At 53.7% G+C, this 15,364-nt stretch carries 15 protein-coding genes; 9 read left to right on the top strand and 6 right to left on the bottom strand.

The features are described 5' to 3' along the window. Position 1: 1 nt before the first annotated feature. On the top strand, positions 2 to 3,679 hold the full coding sequence (locus THS27_RS08260) for a hypothetical protein (RefSeq protein ID WP_085589721.1): 3,678 nt from the start codon (positions 2 to 4) through the stop codon (positions 3,677 to 3,679). A 292-nt stretch (positions 3,680 to 3,971) separates the two neighbouring features. Beyond that, positions 3,972 to 5,258, top strand: a complete 1,287-nt coding sequence (locus THS27_RS08265) for an SEL1-like repeat protein (protein WP_085589723.1) — start codon at positions 3,972 to 3,974, stop codon at positions 5,256 to 5,258. Between the two features lie 250 nt (positions 5,259 to 5,508). On the opposite strand, the gene THS27_RS08270 is transcribed toward THS27_RS08265, so the two are convergent. The 6 genes from THS27_RS08270 to csrA form a co-directional block, all read right to left on the bottom strand. Continuing rightward, positions 5,509 to 5,865: a hypothetical protein gene (locus THS27_RS08270; protein ID WP_085589725.1), complete on the bottom strand. Its 357-nt coding sequence runs from the start codon at positions 5,863 to 5,865 to the stop codon at positions 5,509 to 5,511. Positions 5,866 to 5,932: 67 nt separating this feature from the next. Continuing rightward, positions 5,933 to 6,685 (bottom strand): flagellar type III secretion system pore protein FliP, encoded by a 753-nt coding sequence (fliP, locus tag THS27_RS08275; protein WP_085589893.1) that lies wholly within the window; start codon positions 6,683 to 6,685, stop codon positions 5,933 to 5,935. A gap of 131 nt (positions 6,686 to 6,816) precedes the next feature. Then, complete coding sequence (locus THS27_RS08280) at positions 6,817 to 7,191, bottom strand: flagellar biosynthetic protein FliO (RefSeq protein ID WP_085589727.1); 375 nt, start codon at positions 7,189 to 7,191, stop codon at positions 6,817 to 6,819. A gap of 193 nt (positions 7,192 to 7,384) precedes the next feature. Then, complete coding sequence (locus THS27_RS08285) at positions 7,385 to 7,705, bottom strand: hypothetical protein (RefSeq protein ID WP_139835523.1); 321 nt, start codon at positions 7,703 to 7,705, stop codon at positions 7,385 to 7,387. Continuing rightward, positions 7,695 to 8,120 carry an EscU/YscU/HrcU family type III secretion system export apparatus switch protein gene (locus tag THS27_RS08290; protein ID WP_085589732.1) on the bottom strand — a complete coding sequence of 142 codons (426 nt, stop codon included), beginning with the start codon at positions 8,118 to 8,120 and terminating at the stop codon, positions 7,695 to 7,697. Before THS27_RS08290 ends, THS27_RS08285 begins: the two co-directional genes overlap by 11 nt. A gap of 264 nt (positions 8,121 to 8,384) precedes the next feature. Continuing rightward, positions 8,385 to 8,669 carry a carbon storage regulator CsrA gene (gene csrA / locus THS27_RS27350; RefSeq protein WP_085589734.1) on the bottom strand — a complete coding sequence of 95 codons (285 nt, stop codon included), beginning with the start codon at positions 8,667 to 8,669 and terminating at the stop codon, positions 8,385 to 8,387. Between the two features lie 263 nt (positions 8,670 to 8,932). Here csrA and THS27_RS08305 point away from each other — a divergent pair, with 263 nt between their 5' ends. From THS27_RS08305 to THS27_RS08335, 7 genes are all read left to right on the top strand, one after another. Continuing rightward, the gene (locus tag THS27_RS08305) at positions 8,933 to 9,337 is read left to right on the top strand and encodes a flagellar basal body protein (protein WP_085589738.1); all 405 of its coding nucleotides are present in this window, start codon (positions 8,933 to 8,935) and stop codon (positions 9,335 to 9,337) included. A 29-nt stretch (positions 9,338 to 9,366) separates the two neighbouring features. Further along, the gene (gene flgC, locus THS27_RS08310; RefSeq protein WP_085589740.1) at positions 9,367 to 9,774 is read left to right on the top strand and encodes a flagellar basal body rod protein FlgC; all 408 of its coding nucleotides are present in this window, start codon (positions 9,367 to 9,369) and stop codon (positions 9,772 to 9,774) included. 31 nt (positions 9,775 to 9,805) lie between these two features. Further along, on the top strand, positions 9,806 to 10,132 hold the full coding sequence (fliE, locus tag THS27_RS08315) for a flagellar hook-basal body complex protein FliE (protein ID WP_085589742.1): 327 nt from the start codon (positions 9,806 to 9,808) through the stop codon (positions 10,130 to 10,132). 241 nt (positions 10,133 to 10,373) lie between these two features. Further along, on the top strand, positions 10,374 to 10,643 hold the full coding sequence (gene fliQ / locus THS27_RS08320) for a flagellar biosynthesis protein FliQ (protein ID WP_085589744.1): 270 nt from the start codon (positions 10,374 to 10,376) through the stop codon (positions 10,641 to 10,643). Positions 10,644 to 10,766: 123 nt separating this feature from the next. Then, positions 10,767 to 11,486 (top strand): flagellar biosynthetic protein FliR, encoded by a 720-nt coding sequence (fliR, locus tag THS27_RS08325; protein WP_246832893.1) that lies wholly within the window; start codon positions 10,767 to 10,769, stop codon positions 11,484 to 11,486. 24 nt (positions 11,487 to 11,510) lie between these two features. Further along, positions 11,511 to 12,584, top strand: a complete 1,074-nt coding sequence (gene flhB, locus THS27_RS08330) for a flagellar biosynthesis protein FlhB (RefSeq protein WP_085589748.1) — start codon at positions 11,511 to 11,513, stop codon at positions 12,582 to 12,584. Positions 12,585 to 12,952: 368 nt separating this feature from the next. Beyond that, on the top strand, positions 12,953 to 14,965 hold the full coding sequence (locus THS27_RS08335) for a methyl-accepting chemotaxis protein (protein WP_085589750.1): 2,013 nt from the start codon (positions 12,953 to 12,955) through the stop codon (positions 14,963 to 14,965). Positions 14,966 to 15,364: the final 399 nt, after the last annotated feature.

Genomic DNA, 15,364 nt, shown 5'->3' on the forward strand with positions numbered 1-15,364 from the left:
GATGCGATTTGGGTTAACGCGACTGTTGCTGGCTGTTGCCGTCGCGACCGCCGGTTTGGTGGTCGCAACGCAAACGGCATCGGTTGCCTATGCCCAGGCGGCAAACCCGGTCATCATGCGTTCTGGCAACCACGAAGGTTATGGCCGGATCGTGGTGCAGTGGGACCACAAGGTAAATTACACCGCTGAAATTATCGGCAATCAGCTTGTCGTGCGGTTTGACCAGCCCTTTGTCGCATCGCTAAGCGGTGTGGTTGACCCGATTTCCGATTACGTATCCGATGCATTTTTTGACCCCGACGGCAAAACTGTGGCGTTTGTGCTGCGCGAAGATTTCGATGTTCGGGCCTTTAATGTGGGCACCAATGTGGTGCTTGATATTCTTGACAAGCAAGCCCCAGCACCCGCCCCTGCTGCATCGGAACCCGCCGCGCAACCACCTGCCAGCCCGGCGCCCGCCCCTGCGCCGTCCGCAGAACAGGCCCCGGCCACACGCGCCCCGGCACAAGGCACCATGCCGCCGCCTGCGGCAAAACCGGCAACATCGGGCACGGCACAGACATCAACATCAACACCAACCTCTCCGCCAGCTTCGGCTTCGGCGTCGGCAAATACCACATCAGGCTCTGCCAATGCTCCGGCGACGGCGGGCAGCACCTCCACACCGGATGCCGGGCAAACCTTGCCTTTACTCGAGGTGCGCGTCGGGCGTCATCCAACATTTTACCGGCTGGTTTTTGACTGGCCGAAAACCGTAAATTACCAGGTTAGCGGCACAGACGGTAACAGCCGTATCTCTTTTGACAGCCCGGCCCGTATCGACGATGTTGCAACGTCACGGCGTTTGCCACGGGGCGTCACTTTGTCGCAGGCTGCGACCAGCCCCCTTGCTGTCGATATAAAAACAGACCCGGCCCGCATCCTGCGCCATTTCCGGTCGGGAACCAAGGTGGTTGTTGACGTGATGGGCGTTGAAGGCAACCCCCAGGGCGATGAAGACAGCGCAACATCACCCGCAGATGCCAGCCGCACCCCCGCGACGGGGACGACACAGCAAATAACCCCCCCGGTTGCGCCGCAAACCAGCGGGCGTTCCGGCCCGGCGGCGGAAACGACCGGCGGGCAGCCGCGCAATCTTGGCCCGGCGACCCAAAGCAATACCGCCACCGTTGAACCCGCCGCGACGGGCGAGGGGCAGGCGCGGCCGGTTGACAGCATTGGCAAAATCAGTGTCGGTGTTAATCAGGACGCAACAAAGCTGGAACTGTCCTTTCCTTTCGGGCGGCCCGCCGGGGCCGCGATCTGGAGCCGGGCCGGGTTTCTGTGGTTTGCCTTTGATACCCGTGCTGACCTGGATCTGGGCCGGGTTCGCCAGGAAGCCAATCAGATTGTGGGTGTGATCGAACAGCTCGACAGCCCGTTTGGCACCCTGGTGCGCATGACCATTCCCGAAGGGGTCGGCCTTATTTCCCGGCAGGATGAACAGGGCGGCTGGGTCATTGCGATGGAAGCAGGCGAATTGCAGCCTGTGGAACGATTAGGCCCCACCATCGAACTTGATAGTGATACCCGCGCCCGGCTGGCTGTTCCATTAACCGGCGTTCACGATACCATGACGGTGAATGACCCCGAAGTTGGCGACAGTTTGCGGGTTGTGCCGACAACCCAGCCTGGCTACGGCATAGAGGCCGCACTGCATTACCCGGAATTTGACGTTCTGCCATCATTCCAGGGGGTGGTTGTTGCGCCGGTAAATGACAGGGTTAAGGTGTCGCATCGGGCGGCCCCGGCGCCCGTAACAACCCCGGATGGCACGGACCTTGCTGACCCCCAGGCACCTTCTGCAAGTGGCGAAGCTGTGGTGGTGACTGCCGATAACGGTTTGAACATTTCCGCCGAAGGGGCCCGTTTGCTGGCATCTGCGACCGGTGTGCGTGCCCGGACCGGGGATGCCGACGAAGGCCGTATTTTTGATCTGGCGGATTGGCGCAAGGGTGGGCTTGATAATTATAACAGGGCGATTGCTTCGCTGTTAAAGGAAGTGGTCGATAGTGGCGATGAACATCGCAATAAGGCCCGGCTTGATATGGCCCGGTTTTACATGGCGAACGGTTTAGGCCCCGAAGCCAATGCGATGATCGAAATGATGGAACATGACGATCCGCTTATTGGGCAGAAATCGGAATTTCGTGCTTTGAAAGGGGCGGCAAAGTTTTTGAATGGTCAATATGACGATGCCGAACGCCTGTTAAGCGATCCGCGTATTGCCGATCTGACCGAGGTTAAACTATGGCGGGCGGTAAACAGTGCTGCGCGCGGGCGCCCCAATGAAGGTGCGCGCGATTTGATGGATTCCATTCATCTGCTGGACAAATACCCCAGCGAGCTTTTGATGCGGCTGGGGCCGGTGGCTGCTGAACAGGCCCTGATCGTTAAAAACCCGAAAGCGGGCATGGATGTGATCAACACCATGCTTGAAACGCCAGACGCCCCGGAAAACAAGCTGCTTGATGTTCAATATCTGAAAGGATTGTTCGAACAGGAAGCCGGGCAGTTTGATCAGGCAATTGCCACCTGGGACCAGGTGGCAGACGGTAATAACCGCAAGGCCCGCGCCCACGCGATTTTCGACCGTACCGAGCTTTTGTTAAAACTGAAACGTCTGACCGTTGATGACGCGATTGCCCAGTTGGAGAAACTGCGCTTTGCCTGGCGCGGGGATGATTTTGAGCTGGCCGTGTTACGCCGCCTGGGGAATTTGCAGGTTGATGGCAAACATTATCGCGATGCGTTAAAAACCTTGCGGCAGGCGGCTATTTTCTTCCCCAATCATCCCTCGACACCGGCGATAACCGAAAAGATGCACAAAACCTTTGAAGATTTGTATCTGGGGGATGACATCAACAATATTTCGGCGATCAAGGCAGTGGCCCTGTATGACGAATTTCGCGAACTGACCCCGGCTGGCGACAAAGGCGACGAGTTGATCCGCCGCCTTGCGGATCGCATGGTCAGCGTCGAGCTGTTTGGTCGCGCCGAAGATTTGCTGCTTCATCAGATTGATTTTCGTCTGACCGGTCATGAAAAGGCCCGTGTTGCGGCGCGGTTGGCACTGGTCTATTTGCTCGATAACAAACCGCAAAAGGCGATTGATGTTCTGGATGACAGTGACAGCCCGGAACTGGGTGACGATCTGGTCGCACAGCGCTTGCATCTGCGCGCCCGTGCCCTGATGGATATCGACAAGGGGGACGAGGCAATGGCACTTCTGGCAGATGATTTGACGCCGGAAGCCGAACTTTTGCGAATCGATAATTACAGAAAAGAGAAAAATTACGGCGCGATGGCCGATAGTTTTCAGCGGCTGGTCGGCTCTGATCCCGGAAATATCGTCGATGGTTTTAGCGACCAGCGCGCGCAATATGTTCTGAATTGGGCTATTAATTTGGCCATGGCAGGGCGTGAACGCGAACTCGATATGGTCAAACGGCGCTATGGCGCGCTGATGTCAAAGGGGCCATATGCGAAGGGGTTTGAGCTGATAACATCGGCCCCGACCCGCGGTTTGATCGATTACCGCTCGATTTCCAACGAGATCAAGGAAGTCGAGGATTTTAAGGGTTTTCTTGGTAACTATCGGGATCAATTGGAGAAAACCCAGCTTAGCGCTATTAACTAAAGGCGAATTCCGGGCCGTGCGCCGGTGGGCGGGCTTCGCAAGATATTTGCGCGAAGGTTTCGTCGTTATCTTGTGGTCATCGGTTTTTGCCGTTTTTTAAGGGCGTCCTTTACCGCCTGTTTTTGCGTTTGCCGGGGTAAAGTCTTTCTGTCGGTTTTATATTAAATAAGCCTAATTTTACCAATGGGATGACCATGGGCGACTGCTAGCCGTAAGAATAGGTAGTTGCACTTTGAAAATATTCGTCTATTCTTTGAACGGTATATTTCCAGTGTGTGTAAGCTGAGGGCAGATGGATCGCGCACTTAAAATGGTCTATTACGATGACGCCGATGTCGAACACGACATCTTCGCGCAGTTGAATCTTGCCCTGAAAAACTTCCGCGGCATCGGTATGCCACGCGATGAGTCAGCTACCCGTCGTATCCTTGATCAAATTCACCGTCAAAGCCGCGCCTTCGCTGCTGTGTGTTATGGTTTTATGCGCAGCAAGGGGATCGGGGTTAGCCGCGATTCTGGCGAAGGCCAGCAATGGTATCGCGAAGCGGCCTATTGGTTCCGCGAAGAAGCTGAATCCGGTGCCGGGACATCGGCCAGCAATCTTGGCTATTTATATGCCAAGGGACTTGGTGTGCCAGAAAATCCGGATATGGCTGCCGACTGGTTCCGTGATGCTGCCGATCGCGGGTCGCCGGTTGCCATTTATAACCTTGGCGTCTGTTATCTCAATGGCTGGGGGGTTGAACAGGATGACAGCAAGGCTGTCGAACTGTTGCAATCTGCCTGTGATCATAACGATGTCACCGCGGCCAGTGTGCTGGCTTATTTGTATCTGGAAGGGCGCGGTGTAAAACGCGACCTTGGCAAATCGTTTGAATATAACTTGCGCGCTGCTCGTGCCGGCAGCATCGAGGCGGCCTCTGCTTTGGGCTATGCCTTTGGTGTCGGCCTAGGGGCTGAACGCAATATCGAAGCCTCGATCAGCTGGTTTGAACTGGCTGCGGGCGAGGGCGATGCCTATGCCCAGGCCAATCTGGCAATGTATTTCTGCCATAGCTCGGAATTAAAGCTGTTTAATCGGGGCTGGCAAATGTTGTCATTTGCCTGCGATCAGGGCGACGTCTCGGCCAAATACCAGATGACCCAGATTTTGATCTTTGGCGTTAATCATCGTGAACCCGATTATAGCAAGGCGCTTGATCTGGCGATGGATTTGGCTGAACTTGGCCATCCGGGCGGGTATCACCTGATTGGTGTTATGTATGAACATGGTCTTGGTGTGCCGGTTGATATGAAACGGGCTGCGGGCTGGTATGAACGCGCGGCACGCAAGGGGTCGGCCAACGGGCAGTCTGCCCTTGGGCGTCTATATGCCATTGGCAATGGTGTCAGACAGGATAATGTTCAGGCTTATTACTGGCTGAAACTGGCGGCACCGGCCCAAAACACACTGGCTTACCGCGAACTTGATGCGGTGCGTGCGCGTATGACCGTTGAAGAAATTCACCGTGCCGACAAGTTGTTTATCAGCGACCCGGCACCGCGTCGTTCGCATGTGGGTTTGCGCACCATCGAATAAACCCATGCCGGCTGCCAAATACGATGCCAAATTTACCTGGCATTTTTCAAAGCTCTCGCCATGTGCGGGGGCTTTTTGTTTTTCATAAAAACGGGTGGCGGCAGGGCAGGAATTAACACTGGCCTATGTCAACATATTGCCGCTTGGTCTTGTGTGACGTGGTTGCCGGGCTTTGCCAGGCCATCCTTTGTGGCGCGCCTGGGGATCGTTGATCGTTGGTTATCTGCGACGTTTTACCGGTCGCGTGGTTTTACGTCCGGTTTCGTAATTCGGCGAGTTTTTCGACAAATCGGAAAATCAGCAGGGACAGGACGATTTCTATGGAAAGGCGCGCTAATATTACGGGAAATATCAGGCCGTTGTTTTGCGGGAATAACCAGCCGTGCAGGCCATCAACATTTGCCATCAAATAAAGGCCGATCCCGTCTATCCAGATCAGAATAACCGAGATCAGGGCCGTTTTTCGGGGATCGCACAGGTTCTTTTTGGTTAAGAAGCTGTAGAAAGCCAGGATTAACCCCGGAATAGACAAGACGATGCCAGGCAATGCTGTTAGCAGCATTAAAACAAGAACGCCGCCAGAACTGTTAATTTCAACATCGGACATGTCTTACCTTCCGTTACGCACCAAAATGATATTGGCGGGTAGGGTATGCCTGCGTTTCGACATGGGGTTAACCGGGGCCAAAACTTTGTACCAGCGACCCGGAAATCAGATACCAGCCATCAACCAGCACAAAAAAGATCAGTTTGAACGGCAGGGATATCACCACAGGCGGCAGCATCATCATCCCCATCGACATCAGGATACTGGCGACCACCATGTCGATAATCAGGAACGGAATAAACAGTAGAAAGCCGATTTCAAAGGCCCGGCGCAACTCGCTGATCATGAAAGCCGGGATCAGGGCGCGCAATGGAATATCATCGGGCGAGGAAACATTGACCTTGGCAATATTGACAAAAAGCTCCAGATCGCGGTCACGAACCTGGGTCATCATGAAGTCGTGAACGGGTTTGATCGCCCGGTCCATGCCTTCAAATTCGTCAATATCGCCATTGATCATGGGTTGCAGCCCTTCGTCCCATGATCGTTCCATGGTTGGCATCATAATGAACAGGGTTAAAAACAGCGCTAGGCTGACCATCACCTGATTGGGTGGTGATTGCTGAATGCCAAGGGCGGTTCGCAACAGGCCCAGCACCACAATGATGCGGGTAAAGGATGTCACCATCACCAAAATGGCCGGGGCCAGGCTTAAAACCGTGATCAGCCCGATCAGCTGGATCATCCGGCCGGTAGATGTCACGCCCGGGCCATCGCCCAGATCCAGATTAAACGACTGCGCATGGGCCACATCGCCACCAAACACAATCGCCAGCAGTGGTAATAATGACCAGAAAGCAGCGATTTTTAAGCCGTGCATCGACAGGAACCGCCGGGGGGATGTGAAACTTGCAGCGCGGGTCGTGGTATTGTCCGCGTCGCTACAGCCCGATATACGGGACGCTGCCTGATCCGTATGTGCCTTGGCAGGGGTGGTCCGGTGCGAAAACATCATGGCAAAACAGTTCCGGTTGTCGGTGCTGCAACTGCATTTGCGGGGCTTGCGGCATCTGTGCCTGTTGTGCCGGGAAGGGCCGTTTCATCGGACAAAAGGTGGTCAAAGGTGGTACCAATATTGCGTTCAACCACCATGTCGCCATTCGGGGCCAGCACAATCAGGTGTTCGGTGTCATCACGACGGATCAGAACCAGCCGGCGTTTGGCATCCAGCGGTAAAACCTCGATCAGGGCCAGCCGGCGCTTTTTCCCCCGGTTGACTGACCGGGCACCGGGCACAAAACGCCGCGCAAGCAGTGCAAGAACACCAATCATGGCCAGCACAAATACCAGTGCGGCGACAAAGCGGAAATATGATTCCATATCCATCGCGGGCAGACTATCCCCTGTTTTGTGAACCGGCCCGCCGGGCGACGGTTGTGCCTCTCTTGTGGATTATCGCACTGTCGGCCAGGGTGCAAGTCGCAAGGTTGTTCCAGATGCCGGGGCGGTAATGGCCATGTTGCCTGTTCTTGCGTTTCGTGGGGCCCGATTTGGCGGCAGTTTTTGCAAGATGTGCAGCCTAGCGGTTGCGTGCCGCCTGGGCATAGGCGTTTACCGCCTGGTTGGAATTGTTAAGCCCTTTAAGCTGGCGTTGCAAACTGGCATGTTCAGTGCGCATGCCATCTTCCAGCCGGTTCAGGTCTGATTGCAGGGCAGCCAGAAAAGGGGCGGCGTCCTGGCGATCCTGGGGGCTAAGGTTTTGGGCATTTCGGCAAAGGTCGGCAATTTTGGTCTCAAGCGAGCCAAGTTCCACAACCTTGCCTTCATCAAGAAAGCGCTGGCTGGTGGCGACCAGGGATAAAACCCGCTTTAAATCCTGTTTGAATTGTTCAAGCGTCATGGGGTGGTTCCTGCTTGTGACCATCTGTCGATAGCCGGGAAATTGTATCATTATCAGGCCCGGCCGCTGGGTTATGCGTGCCATAGATCTGATTGATGCGGTAAATATAGTTCAGTATTTCGGCCACAGCGGCAAACGCTTCGAGCGGAATTTCACTGTCAACATCCACCGCCATCAGGATTTCGGCAAGGTCGCTGTCTTTACGAACCTTGATCCCCCGATCAAAGGCCACTTGCATAATTTGTTCGGCAACGCTGCCCTGACCTTTTGCCGTCAGAACCGGGGCGTTATCGCGACCTTGAAGATACCGCAATGCAACCGCAACCTGGTCCTTGCTGCCCGGTGCGGCAAGTTTTTCCCCGCCGGGCGCCTGACGTTCATCAAGCAGGTCGATGTTGTTTTTCTTGCCGGTCATTTTTGCCCATTATCCGGTTCGCATAAAAGCGACCCATTACAAAACATCTTATGCAAGGTCGATCATAGAGGGCCGTTGGTCAATAAATCCTTGCGATAACCGTGATGGTGCAATTTTTACCATCTCGCAGGTACGCACGGCCAACGCAAGCATCATGCCCGGTTTTGCCGCACTGCCACCATACCGAACACCATACAATGGCTACATCGTTTACGCGCGTTATGTGCGCGTTAACAGGCCAACAGACGGGGCATCGGGCCGCGTTTATGTGCGGTCGCTGCCGTCTTTGGGGGTGTCATTGTCGTCGTCGGCGGGAGGGGTGTCGGGTGTATCGTCGGTGCGGCTGAAAATGCGTGCAAAATCAACGCTGGCCGTGGCCGAACGGTTTTCGTCCTGGATGCGGTCATAAAGCTCGCGGCGCAGCACCTGAATGTTTTCCGGGAAAGTAAAGCCCAGCTTTACTGTCTTCCCGCGAACCTCGACCACAGTGACTTCAATATTGTCGTCAATGATAACGGAGTCGCCGACTTTACGGGTCAGATACAGCATGTTCGGTCCTGGTTCTTTTGATCGGGTTGTGGCCCGTCTGGTTCGCGTTGCATGACTATGCCCGCTTTGGCCGCATTGGTCCAGAGGGCAAGAAGTCTAAAGCAATTCCTGCCTTTTAGGATTGTGGCACGGGATATGCAAGGAAATGCTTGCCAGATGAAATCGGGTAAAACCAGCCAGGCGTTGAAGATCAGGAAACGGTCGTTAACACAGGCTTTACTACAAATCCCGATACTGGGTCGGATAACGAAAGGGTAAAGATCATGGATATCGGCAAACTCAGCATGTTCGCCAACATGAAAGAAAAAATGGATTGGCTGAACCAGCGTCAGCAGGTGATTGCCCAGAATATTGCCAATTCCGATACCCCGAATTATCGCCCGGAAGATCTGAAAGAATTTAACCCGGCCAAGGTTGGCAATGATCGCCAGTTCATTCTGGCGATGGCGCAAACCGCACCGGGCCATAGCACCGGTCTTCGCAAACCCGCCAATTTCAAGGCTGAAGAAGTTCGCAAGAACTATGAAGTTGCCCCGGACAAGAACGCTGTGGTGCTGGAAGAACAGCTGGTCAAGATGAACGAAAACCGGATCGATTTTCAAACCATGACCCGCCTTTATGCCAAGCAAACAGAGCTGATGAAAACGGCTGTTGGTCGTACAAGCTAAGCTGTTGCATTCTATAGGAATTAAATGACATGGAACTTTACCGCGCATTTCAGATTTCAGCCGCAGGCATGAAGGCACAGGGCACCCGGTTACGCGTTGCCGCCGAAAACATGGCCAACGCCGACAGCCTGCCCACCGAAGCAGGCAAAGACCCCTATCGTCGCAAGATTCTGACCTTTAAGAATGTTATGGACCGTGAAACCGGCGTTGATCTGGTTAAGGTCAACAAGGTGTATGATGACAAATCAGCCTTTGGCATGAAATACGAACCGGGCCACCCGGCAGCAAATGCCCAGGGCTATGTACAGACTCCGAATGTGGCGCCGATGATCGAGATGATGGATCTTCGCGAAGCACAACGCAGTTATGAAGCCAATCTCAATGTGATACAGTCTTCGCGCAGCATGCTGTTGCAGACCTTGGATATTATCCGTTAAGGTAGGTCTGTGAGGATAAGGAGTCCGCGTCATGATCAATAACAGCTTTGCCAATGCAATTTCTGCCTATCGCAATGCGGCAGATGGCAAAACCGACACGATTGCGGACCGGGCAAATAACGGCACTGCCGTTGACCCCGGGCAAAGTTTTTCCGATATGGTGCGCGACGCGGCAGTTGATGCCCGTGATACCATGATGAACAGCGAAACCATGACCCAGAAAGCCATTGTCGGCAAAGCGGAATTGCATGATGTGGTTACTGCGGTTTCGGCGGCTGAAGTGACCTTGAAAACAGTTGTCGGTGTGCGCGACAAGGCTTTGCAGGCCTATCAGGAAATTTTACGGATGCCGATCTGATCCGTTGTCTGGCCCGGTAACGGGTCGGCAAATTTTGCAGGGGCCGCATATTGTGCGCAATGCACAGGGATGCGGCTTTTTCTTTTGGCTTTTCTTTCCTTTGCTGTCCGCGCCATGCCAAACAAAATCATGGCGACAGGGGGCAGTCATCCTGTATGAAGAACGAACTGGTATTGGGTCGCCGTGAACGGTTTTGTCGTTCATCGTCTGGCGGCGTCACAGGGACGGAGCATTTTTTCCGATGAATCAGGCCGAGATTATGGACGTGGCCTATGATGCGGTATGGACCCTTATCAAGGTGTCCGGGCCGATCATGCTGATTGCGCTGGGTGTGGGTTTGATTATTGCCCTGTTTCAGGCCCTGACCCAAATTCAGGAAATGACCCTTACCTTCGTTCCCAAAATTCTGGTTATTTTCATTTCATTGCTGGTATTGCTGCCTTTCATGATGACCGAACTGGTTGAATTTACCAATCGTATGGTCGATCATTTTGTTGGCTTGCCCAATTAGCCCGAACCGGGCTGGCAGGCGCGCCTGCCGGTCTGACTGCCTGTAACCCTGTTTCGCCCGGATCGGGTCTTTGCCATGTCGTCCTTGCAGGACCTACTTGTTCTCAACCTATATGTTGTCCTGATGACATTCGCCAGGGTCGGGGCGGCCTTTGCGTTTATGCCGGGTTTCGGGTCGACCATGGTGCCGGCCCAGGTGCGCCTGTTGCTGGCCCTGTGGATTTCGGTGCTTATCTCGCCGTTGACCTCGCCGCTTATTCCGGTTCAACCTGATGATGCGCCGACGCTTTTTGTGTATCTGGCGTTTGAAATTACCATCGGCCTGTTTTTTGGCATGTTCGGGCAAATATTGATGGGGGCCTTGCAAACCGCCGGGATGATTATTGCCTATTCGTCGTCACTGGCGAACGCCTTTACCAATGATCCGATTGCCGGGCAGCAAAGTGCGGTAACGGGGCGTTTGTTAAGCCAGGTCGGGCTGGTGTTGCTGTTTGCTACCGGGCTGGATCATTTGTTGATCCAGGCAATGTTTGAAACCTATACGCTGTTTCCGCCGGGCGGCACATTGCCTGTTGGCGATATGAGCGAGTTCATTTCGCGGGCCATCAATGACAGTTTTACCATTGCCATGAAAATGTCGGCGCCATTTTTGGTGGTGTCGGTTGTTTTGCAGGCTGCATTGGGCCTGTTAAACAAGCTGATGCCGCAATTGCCGGTGTTTTTTGTCGCCATGCCCGTGCAAATTGCTGTGGCTTTCTTCTTGTTCCTTGTTGCGTTGCCGTCCATGATGGTGGTGTTTTCAGGGTATTTTGAAAACGGGTTGGAAAATTTCCTGGCTCCCTAAGCCGCAACCATCCAGGATGTGAGTATGGCCGACGACGAAGACGACAGCCAAAAAACAGAAGACCCTTCCCAAAAAAAGCTCGATGACGCGCGAGAGAAGGGCCAGGTGCCGGTTTCCAAGGAAGTCGGCAATTTCATGCTGTTGTTTGGCGGGGCGCTGGTGATCATGATGATGGCGCCGGGGATGGCCGATGGGGTGCGCGATTTTTCGATGCAGTTTGTCATGCATCCCCAGGATTTCAGTTTTGACCCCGAAAGTATCCGCCAGCTTTGGCTGAATATGATTGTGGGTTTTTTCAAAATCATGGGCGTGCCATTTTTGCTGCTGATGTTTTTTGCTGCTGCTGGACACCTGGTTCAAAACGGGCTGGTGATTTCAAGCGAACGTATTTCCCCCGACATCACCAAACTAAGCCCGCTAAAGGGGCTTAAAAACCTGTTTTCGATGAAAACACTGGTCGAGTTCGTTAAAAATATCCTGAAAATCGTTCTTGTCGGCGTGGTGCTGGCAATTGTGATCATCCCCAAAATGGATGATATCGAACTTTATCCGCAAATGTCGCTGCCCGAAATTCTGGACCATCTTTATCAGTTGATCGTGATGCTGATGATTGCGGCGGTGTCGTTGACAGCCGTAATCGCAGGCATGGACTTTGCCTATCAGCGTTATGACTTCAACAAAACCATGCGCATGTCGAAACAGGAATTAAAGGACGAATACAAACAAACCGAAGGCAGCCCGGAAATCAAGGCGAAGGTCCGTCAGATCCGGATGGAGCGGGCGCAAAAACGCATGATGCAAAATGTGCCCAGCGCCGACGTTGTTATCACCAACCCGACCCACTATGCCGTGGCCTTGAAATATGATGTTGGCATGATGCAGGCGCCCCATTGTGTTGCCAAAGGGCAGGATAATGTTGCACTGCGTATTCGCGAAGTCGCCAAGGAAAACAATGTCACCGTGCTGGAAAATCCGCCGGTAGCCCGGGCGCTGTATGCCACGGTTGAGATCGATCAGGAAATCCCGCCCGAGCATTACAAGGCGGTCGCGGAAATCATATCCTATGTTTTTCGTCTGCGCGGCAAAAAGCTGGGATAATACCTGTTTCCGATCAGGGAAAGTTACCCGGGCCAGGTTTGGTGCCTATGCTGTTTTGTCTTTGCGAGCCTGCGGGTAAAAGGCATTTGTCCCGTGTGACAACGGGGTGTCATGATCGGGATGAGCGGCAGGCAATGTTGATTTGCCGCTAAAATCAGGGCGTTTTTGAACAATATTTCATCGACCGATGTATTTGTTTAAAAGCCGTATTGAAAATCATATCCCAAGATATAATTTATTTTCTCAAGGTATAGGATCTGCATCTTGTAACCTGTTTTCATGGTGACTTCCTGTTTCGATTGGGGGGCTGCTGTTTAACCTGCCAACAAACCCTGCAAAACCGGGGTGATAAGTTCGGGAACGTCTTTATGAAGATTCGTCTTTCAGGGCAGATCGCCCTGTCTAATGCCATTATCGTTGTCATGCTGATTGCCGTTGCGGTGGGTATCGGCTTTGTTGACCTTAATGCACGGCGCACAACAGCCGAGGCTGTTGAAATCGCCGCGGTTACCACAAGCGATATCCCGGTGCTTATCCATAATATTTCCGATGCCCGTTATAATGTTGTGCAGGTTCAGCAATGGCTGTCGGATATTTCGGCAACCCGCGGCATGGATGGTCTGGATGATGGTTTTGACAAGGCAGAAGAAGCCGCCCAGGCCCTGAAAAAAGATATCAACACGGCCCGCGAAATCGCGATGCGCTTAAATCAGGACAAAATTGTTACGGCCCTGGGCGCGGTTGAGGCCGCGTTTCCATCCTATTATGCGCAGGGTAAGGAAATGGCGAAGGCCTATATTGCCGGCGGGGCCGAGCAGGGTAACCGCCTGATGGGCAAATTTGATGCCGAAGCCGAAAAAATGTCCGATGCCCTGGCTGTGATGGTTCAGGAAACCCAGGTTTTTAGCGCCAGTTCAGAAGATCATCTGTCGAGCAAACTGGTCGAACTCGATGCCAATATCAGCAAGGTTTTCTATCTGACAACCGGTGTGACGGTGGCGGCAATTGTGGTGTGTGGCCTGATTGCATTATTTATGCATCGGCGTATTGGCATTCCGCTGACCGGGATGGTTGGCAATTTAAGAAAACTGTCCGAGGGCAACTATGATGTTGTTGTCGTTCAGTCCGACCGCCACGATGAAATTGGCGATTTAAGCCGTGTGCTTGAGTCTTTCCGGTCGACCGGGCTTCAGGCCGACCAATTGCGCAAGCAGCAGGAACAGCAGCGCCTTGATGCGGAAAAGAACCGCCGGGGTGCTTTGCTGGCAATGGCGGAAAAGGTTGAAAGCGAAACCGGAAAAGTTGTTAAAACCATTTCCGAGCAAACCGGCAACCTGGCCGCAGCCGCCAATCGTATGTCGGTATCGGCCGATACCGTGCAGTCCAATGCCAATTCGGTTGCCAGTGCGTCTCATCAGGCACTCGCAACCGTCGAGGCCGTTGCCGGCGCAGGCGAGGAGCTGAATTCGTCGCTGATTGAAATCAACACCCAGATTGATCACGCCAACCGCATCAGCGCCGAGGCTGTCTCTGCCAGCAACGAAACCGAAAGCACCATTGCCAAACTGGCTGAAACGGTTAATGGCATTAGCGAGGTTGTCGAACTGATTTCGGGCATTGCGGCCCAGACCAATCTTTTGGCGCTGAACGCAACCATTGAAGCCGCCCGTGCCGGTGAAGCCGGCAAGGGATTTGCCGTGGTGGCGCAGGAAGTGAAAAACCTTGCCACCCAGACGGGCCGTTCGACCGATGAAATCACCCGTCAGATTGGGGAAATTCAGGCCGTTACAGAAACGGCGGTTCATGCCGTTGCCCGGATTGCTGAAAAAATTCGCGATATTGATATGATTTCAACAGCGATTGCCGCCGCCGTTGAAGAACAAAGTGCCGCAACCAGTGAAATCGCACGTAATGTGAGCGATAGCGCATCGGCCTCGCGCGAGGTTTCGGGCCGGATTGGCGAAGTATCCACCGAAGCCGCCGTCACCGGGGATCTGGCCAAGGAAGTTGGCGGGTTATCCAGCCAGGTGGCCCATGCTGTGCGTGATTTGCGCAAGGTTCTGGTTGATGTTGTGCGCACATCGACAAGCGATGTTGACCGTCGCGGCGCGCCGCGCGCGCAGGTTTCCATAAAAACCAAGGTCAGGCTGCGGGGGGACATTCATGATTGTGAGATCGTGAATATTTCCGAAGGGGGCGCCCTGGTGAAAACCGCAACCGCGGTTTCCTTTGGAACATCTATCGAACTGGAAGTTCCTGCCGTTTCGGGCTGGATATCGGGCCGGGTTTGTGCGGTGAATGAAACGGAAGTCAGCATCGAATTTAATGCCAGTGAAAGTGTTCGGGCTGCGTTGAAAAAACTGGTTGAACGACACCTGTAATGCCAAATCAGTAAAACCTGTCCCCGATAATGACACCGGCTTTCTGTGAAAATGGATCATGAAGGGGTGGTTGGGCGCAAGGGTGCGCCGGGCTTGCGACGCGATCGGCAGGGGGCGATAATCAGCCTGTTAACACAGGGCCTGATTGGCCGGTTTTGATCAATGATGTCCGGGTATTTAATGCCGGTGACGTATAAAGGGCCGCAACAGCCACTGTTGTGGCCCTTTTTGCTGTGTTTCTGTCCTTGGATTATCATGTCATCTGGGGTGATGGCGGGATGGAGCCTGATCTACGGGGGTGTTTGCCGGGGTGGATTTTGTGTGCAGGTATGGCGGAAAACATCTGGTTATGGGGGATATTGTGCCAAATTTTCCTATTCTGCCATGACGATGCCGTGA

Source organism: Thalassospira sp. MCCC 1A01428, assembly GCF_002115825.1.
Lineage (GTDB): Bacteria > Pseudomonadota > Alphaproteobacteria > Rhodospirillales > Thalassospiraceae > Thalassospira.

Excerpts from the sequence above, each read along its gene's own strand:
- THS27_RS08280 (WP_085589727.1), bottom strand. The coding sequence starts at position 7,191 with ATGGATATGGAATCATATTTCCGCTTTGTCGCCGCACTGGTATTTGTG.
- THS27_RS08290 (WP_085589732.1), bottom strand. The coding sequence starts at position 8,120 with ATGACCGGCAAGAAAAACAACATCGACCTGCTTGATGAACGTCAGGCG.
- THS27_RS08265 (WP_085589723.1), top strand. The coding sequence starts at position 3,972 with ATGGATCGCGCACTTAAAATGGTCTATTACGATGACGCCGATGTCGAA.
- flgC (WP_085589740.1), top strand. The coding sequence starts at position 9,367 with ATGGAACTTTACCGCGCATTTCAGATTTCAGCCGCAGGCATGAAGGCA.
- fliR (WP_246832893.1), top strand. The coding sequence starts at position 10,767 with ATGACATTCGCCAGGGTCGGGGCGGCCTTTGCGTTTATGCCGGGTTTC.
- THS27_RS08260 (WP_085589721.1), top strand. The coding sequence starts at position 2 with ATGCGATTTGGGTTAACGCGACTGTTGCTGGCTGTTGCCGTCGCGACC.
- fliP (WP_085589893.1), bottom strand. The coding sequence starts at position 6,685 with ATGCACGGCTTAAAAATCGCTGCTTTCTGGTCATTATTACCACTGCTG.
- THS27_RS08270 (WP_085589725.1), bottom strand. The coding sequence starts at position 5,865 with ATGTCCGATGTTGAAATTAACAGTTCTGGCGGCGTTCTTGTTTTAATG.
- csrA (WP_085589734.1), bottom strand. The coding sequence starts at position 8,669 with ATGCTGTATCTGACCCGTAAAGTCGGCGACTCCGTTATCATTGACGAC.
- fliE (WP_085589742.1), top strand. The coding sequence starts at position 9,806 with ATGATCAATAACAGCTTTGCCAATGCAATTTCTGCCTATCGCAATGCG.
- THS27_RS08285 (WP_139835523.1), bottom strand. The coding sequence starts at position 7,705 with ATGACGCTTGAACAATTCAAACAGGATTTAAAGCGGGTTTTATCCCTG.
- flhB (WP_085589748.1), top strand. The coding sequence starts at position 11,511 with ATGGCCGACGACGAAGACGACAGCCAAAAAACAGAAGACCCTTCCCAA.
- fliQ (WP_085589744.1), top strand. The coding sequence starts at position 10,374 with ATGAATCAGGCCGAGATTATGGACGTGGCCTATGATGCGGTATGGACC.
- THS27_RS08305 (WP_085589738.1), top strand. The coding sequence starts at position 8,933 with ATGGATATCGGCAAACTCAGCATGTTCGCCAACATGAAAGAAAAAATG.
- THS27_RS08335 (WP_085589750.1), top strand. The coding sequence starts at position 12,953 with ATGAAGATTCGTCTTTCAGGGCAGATCGCCCTGTCTAATGCCATTATC.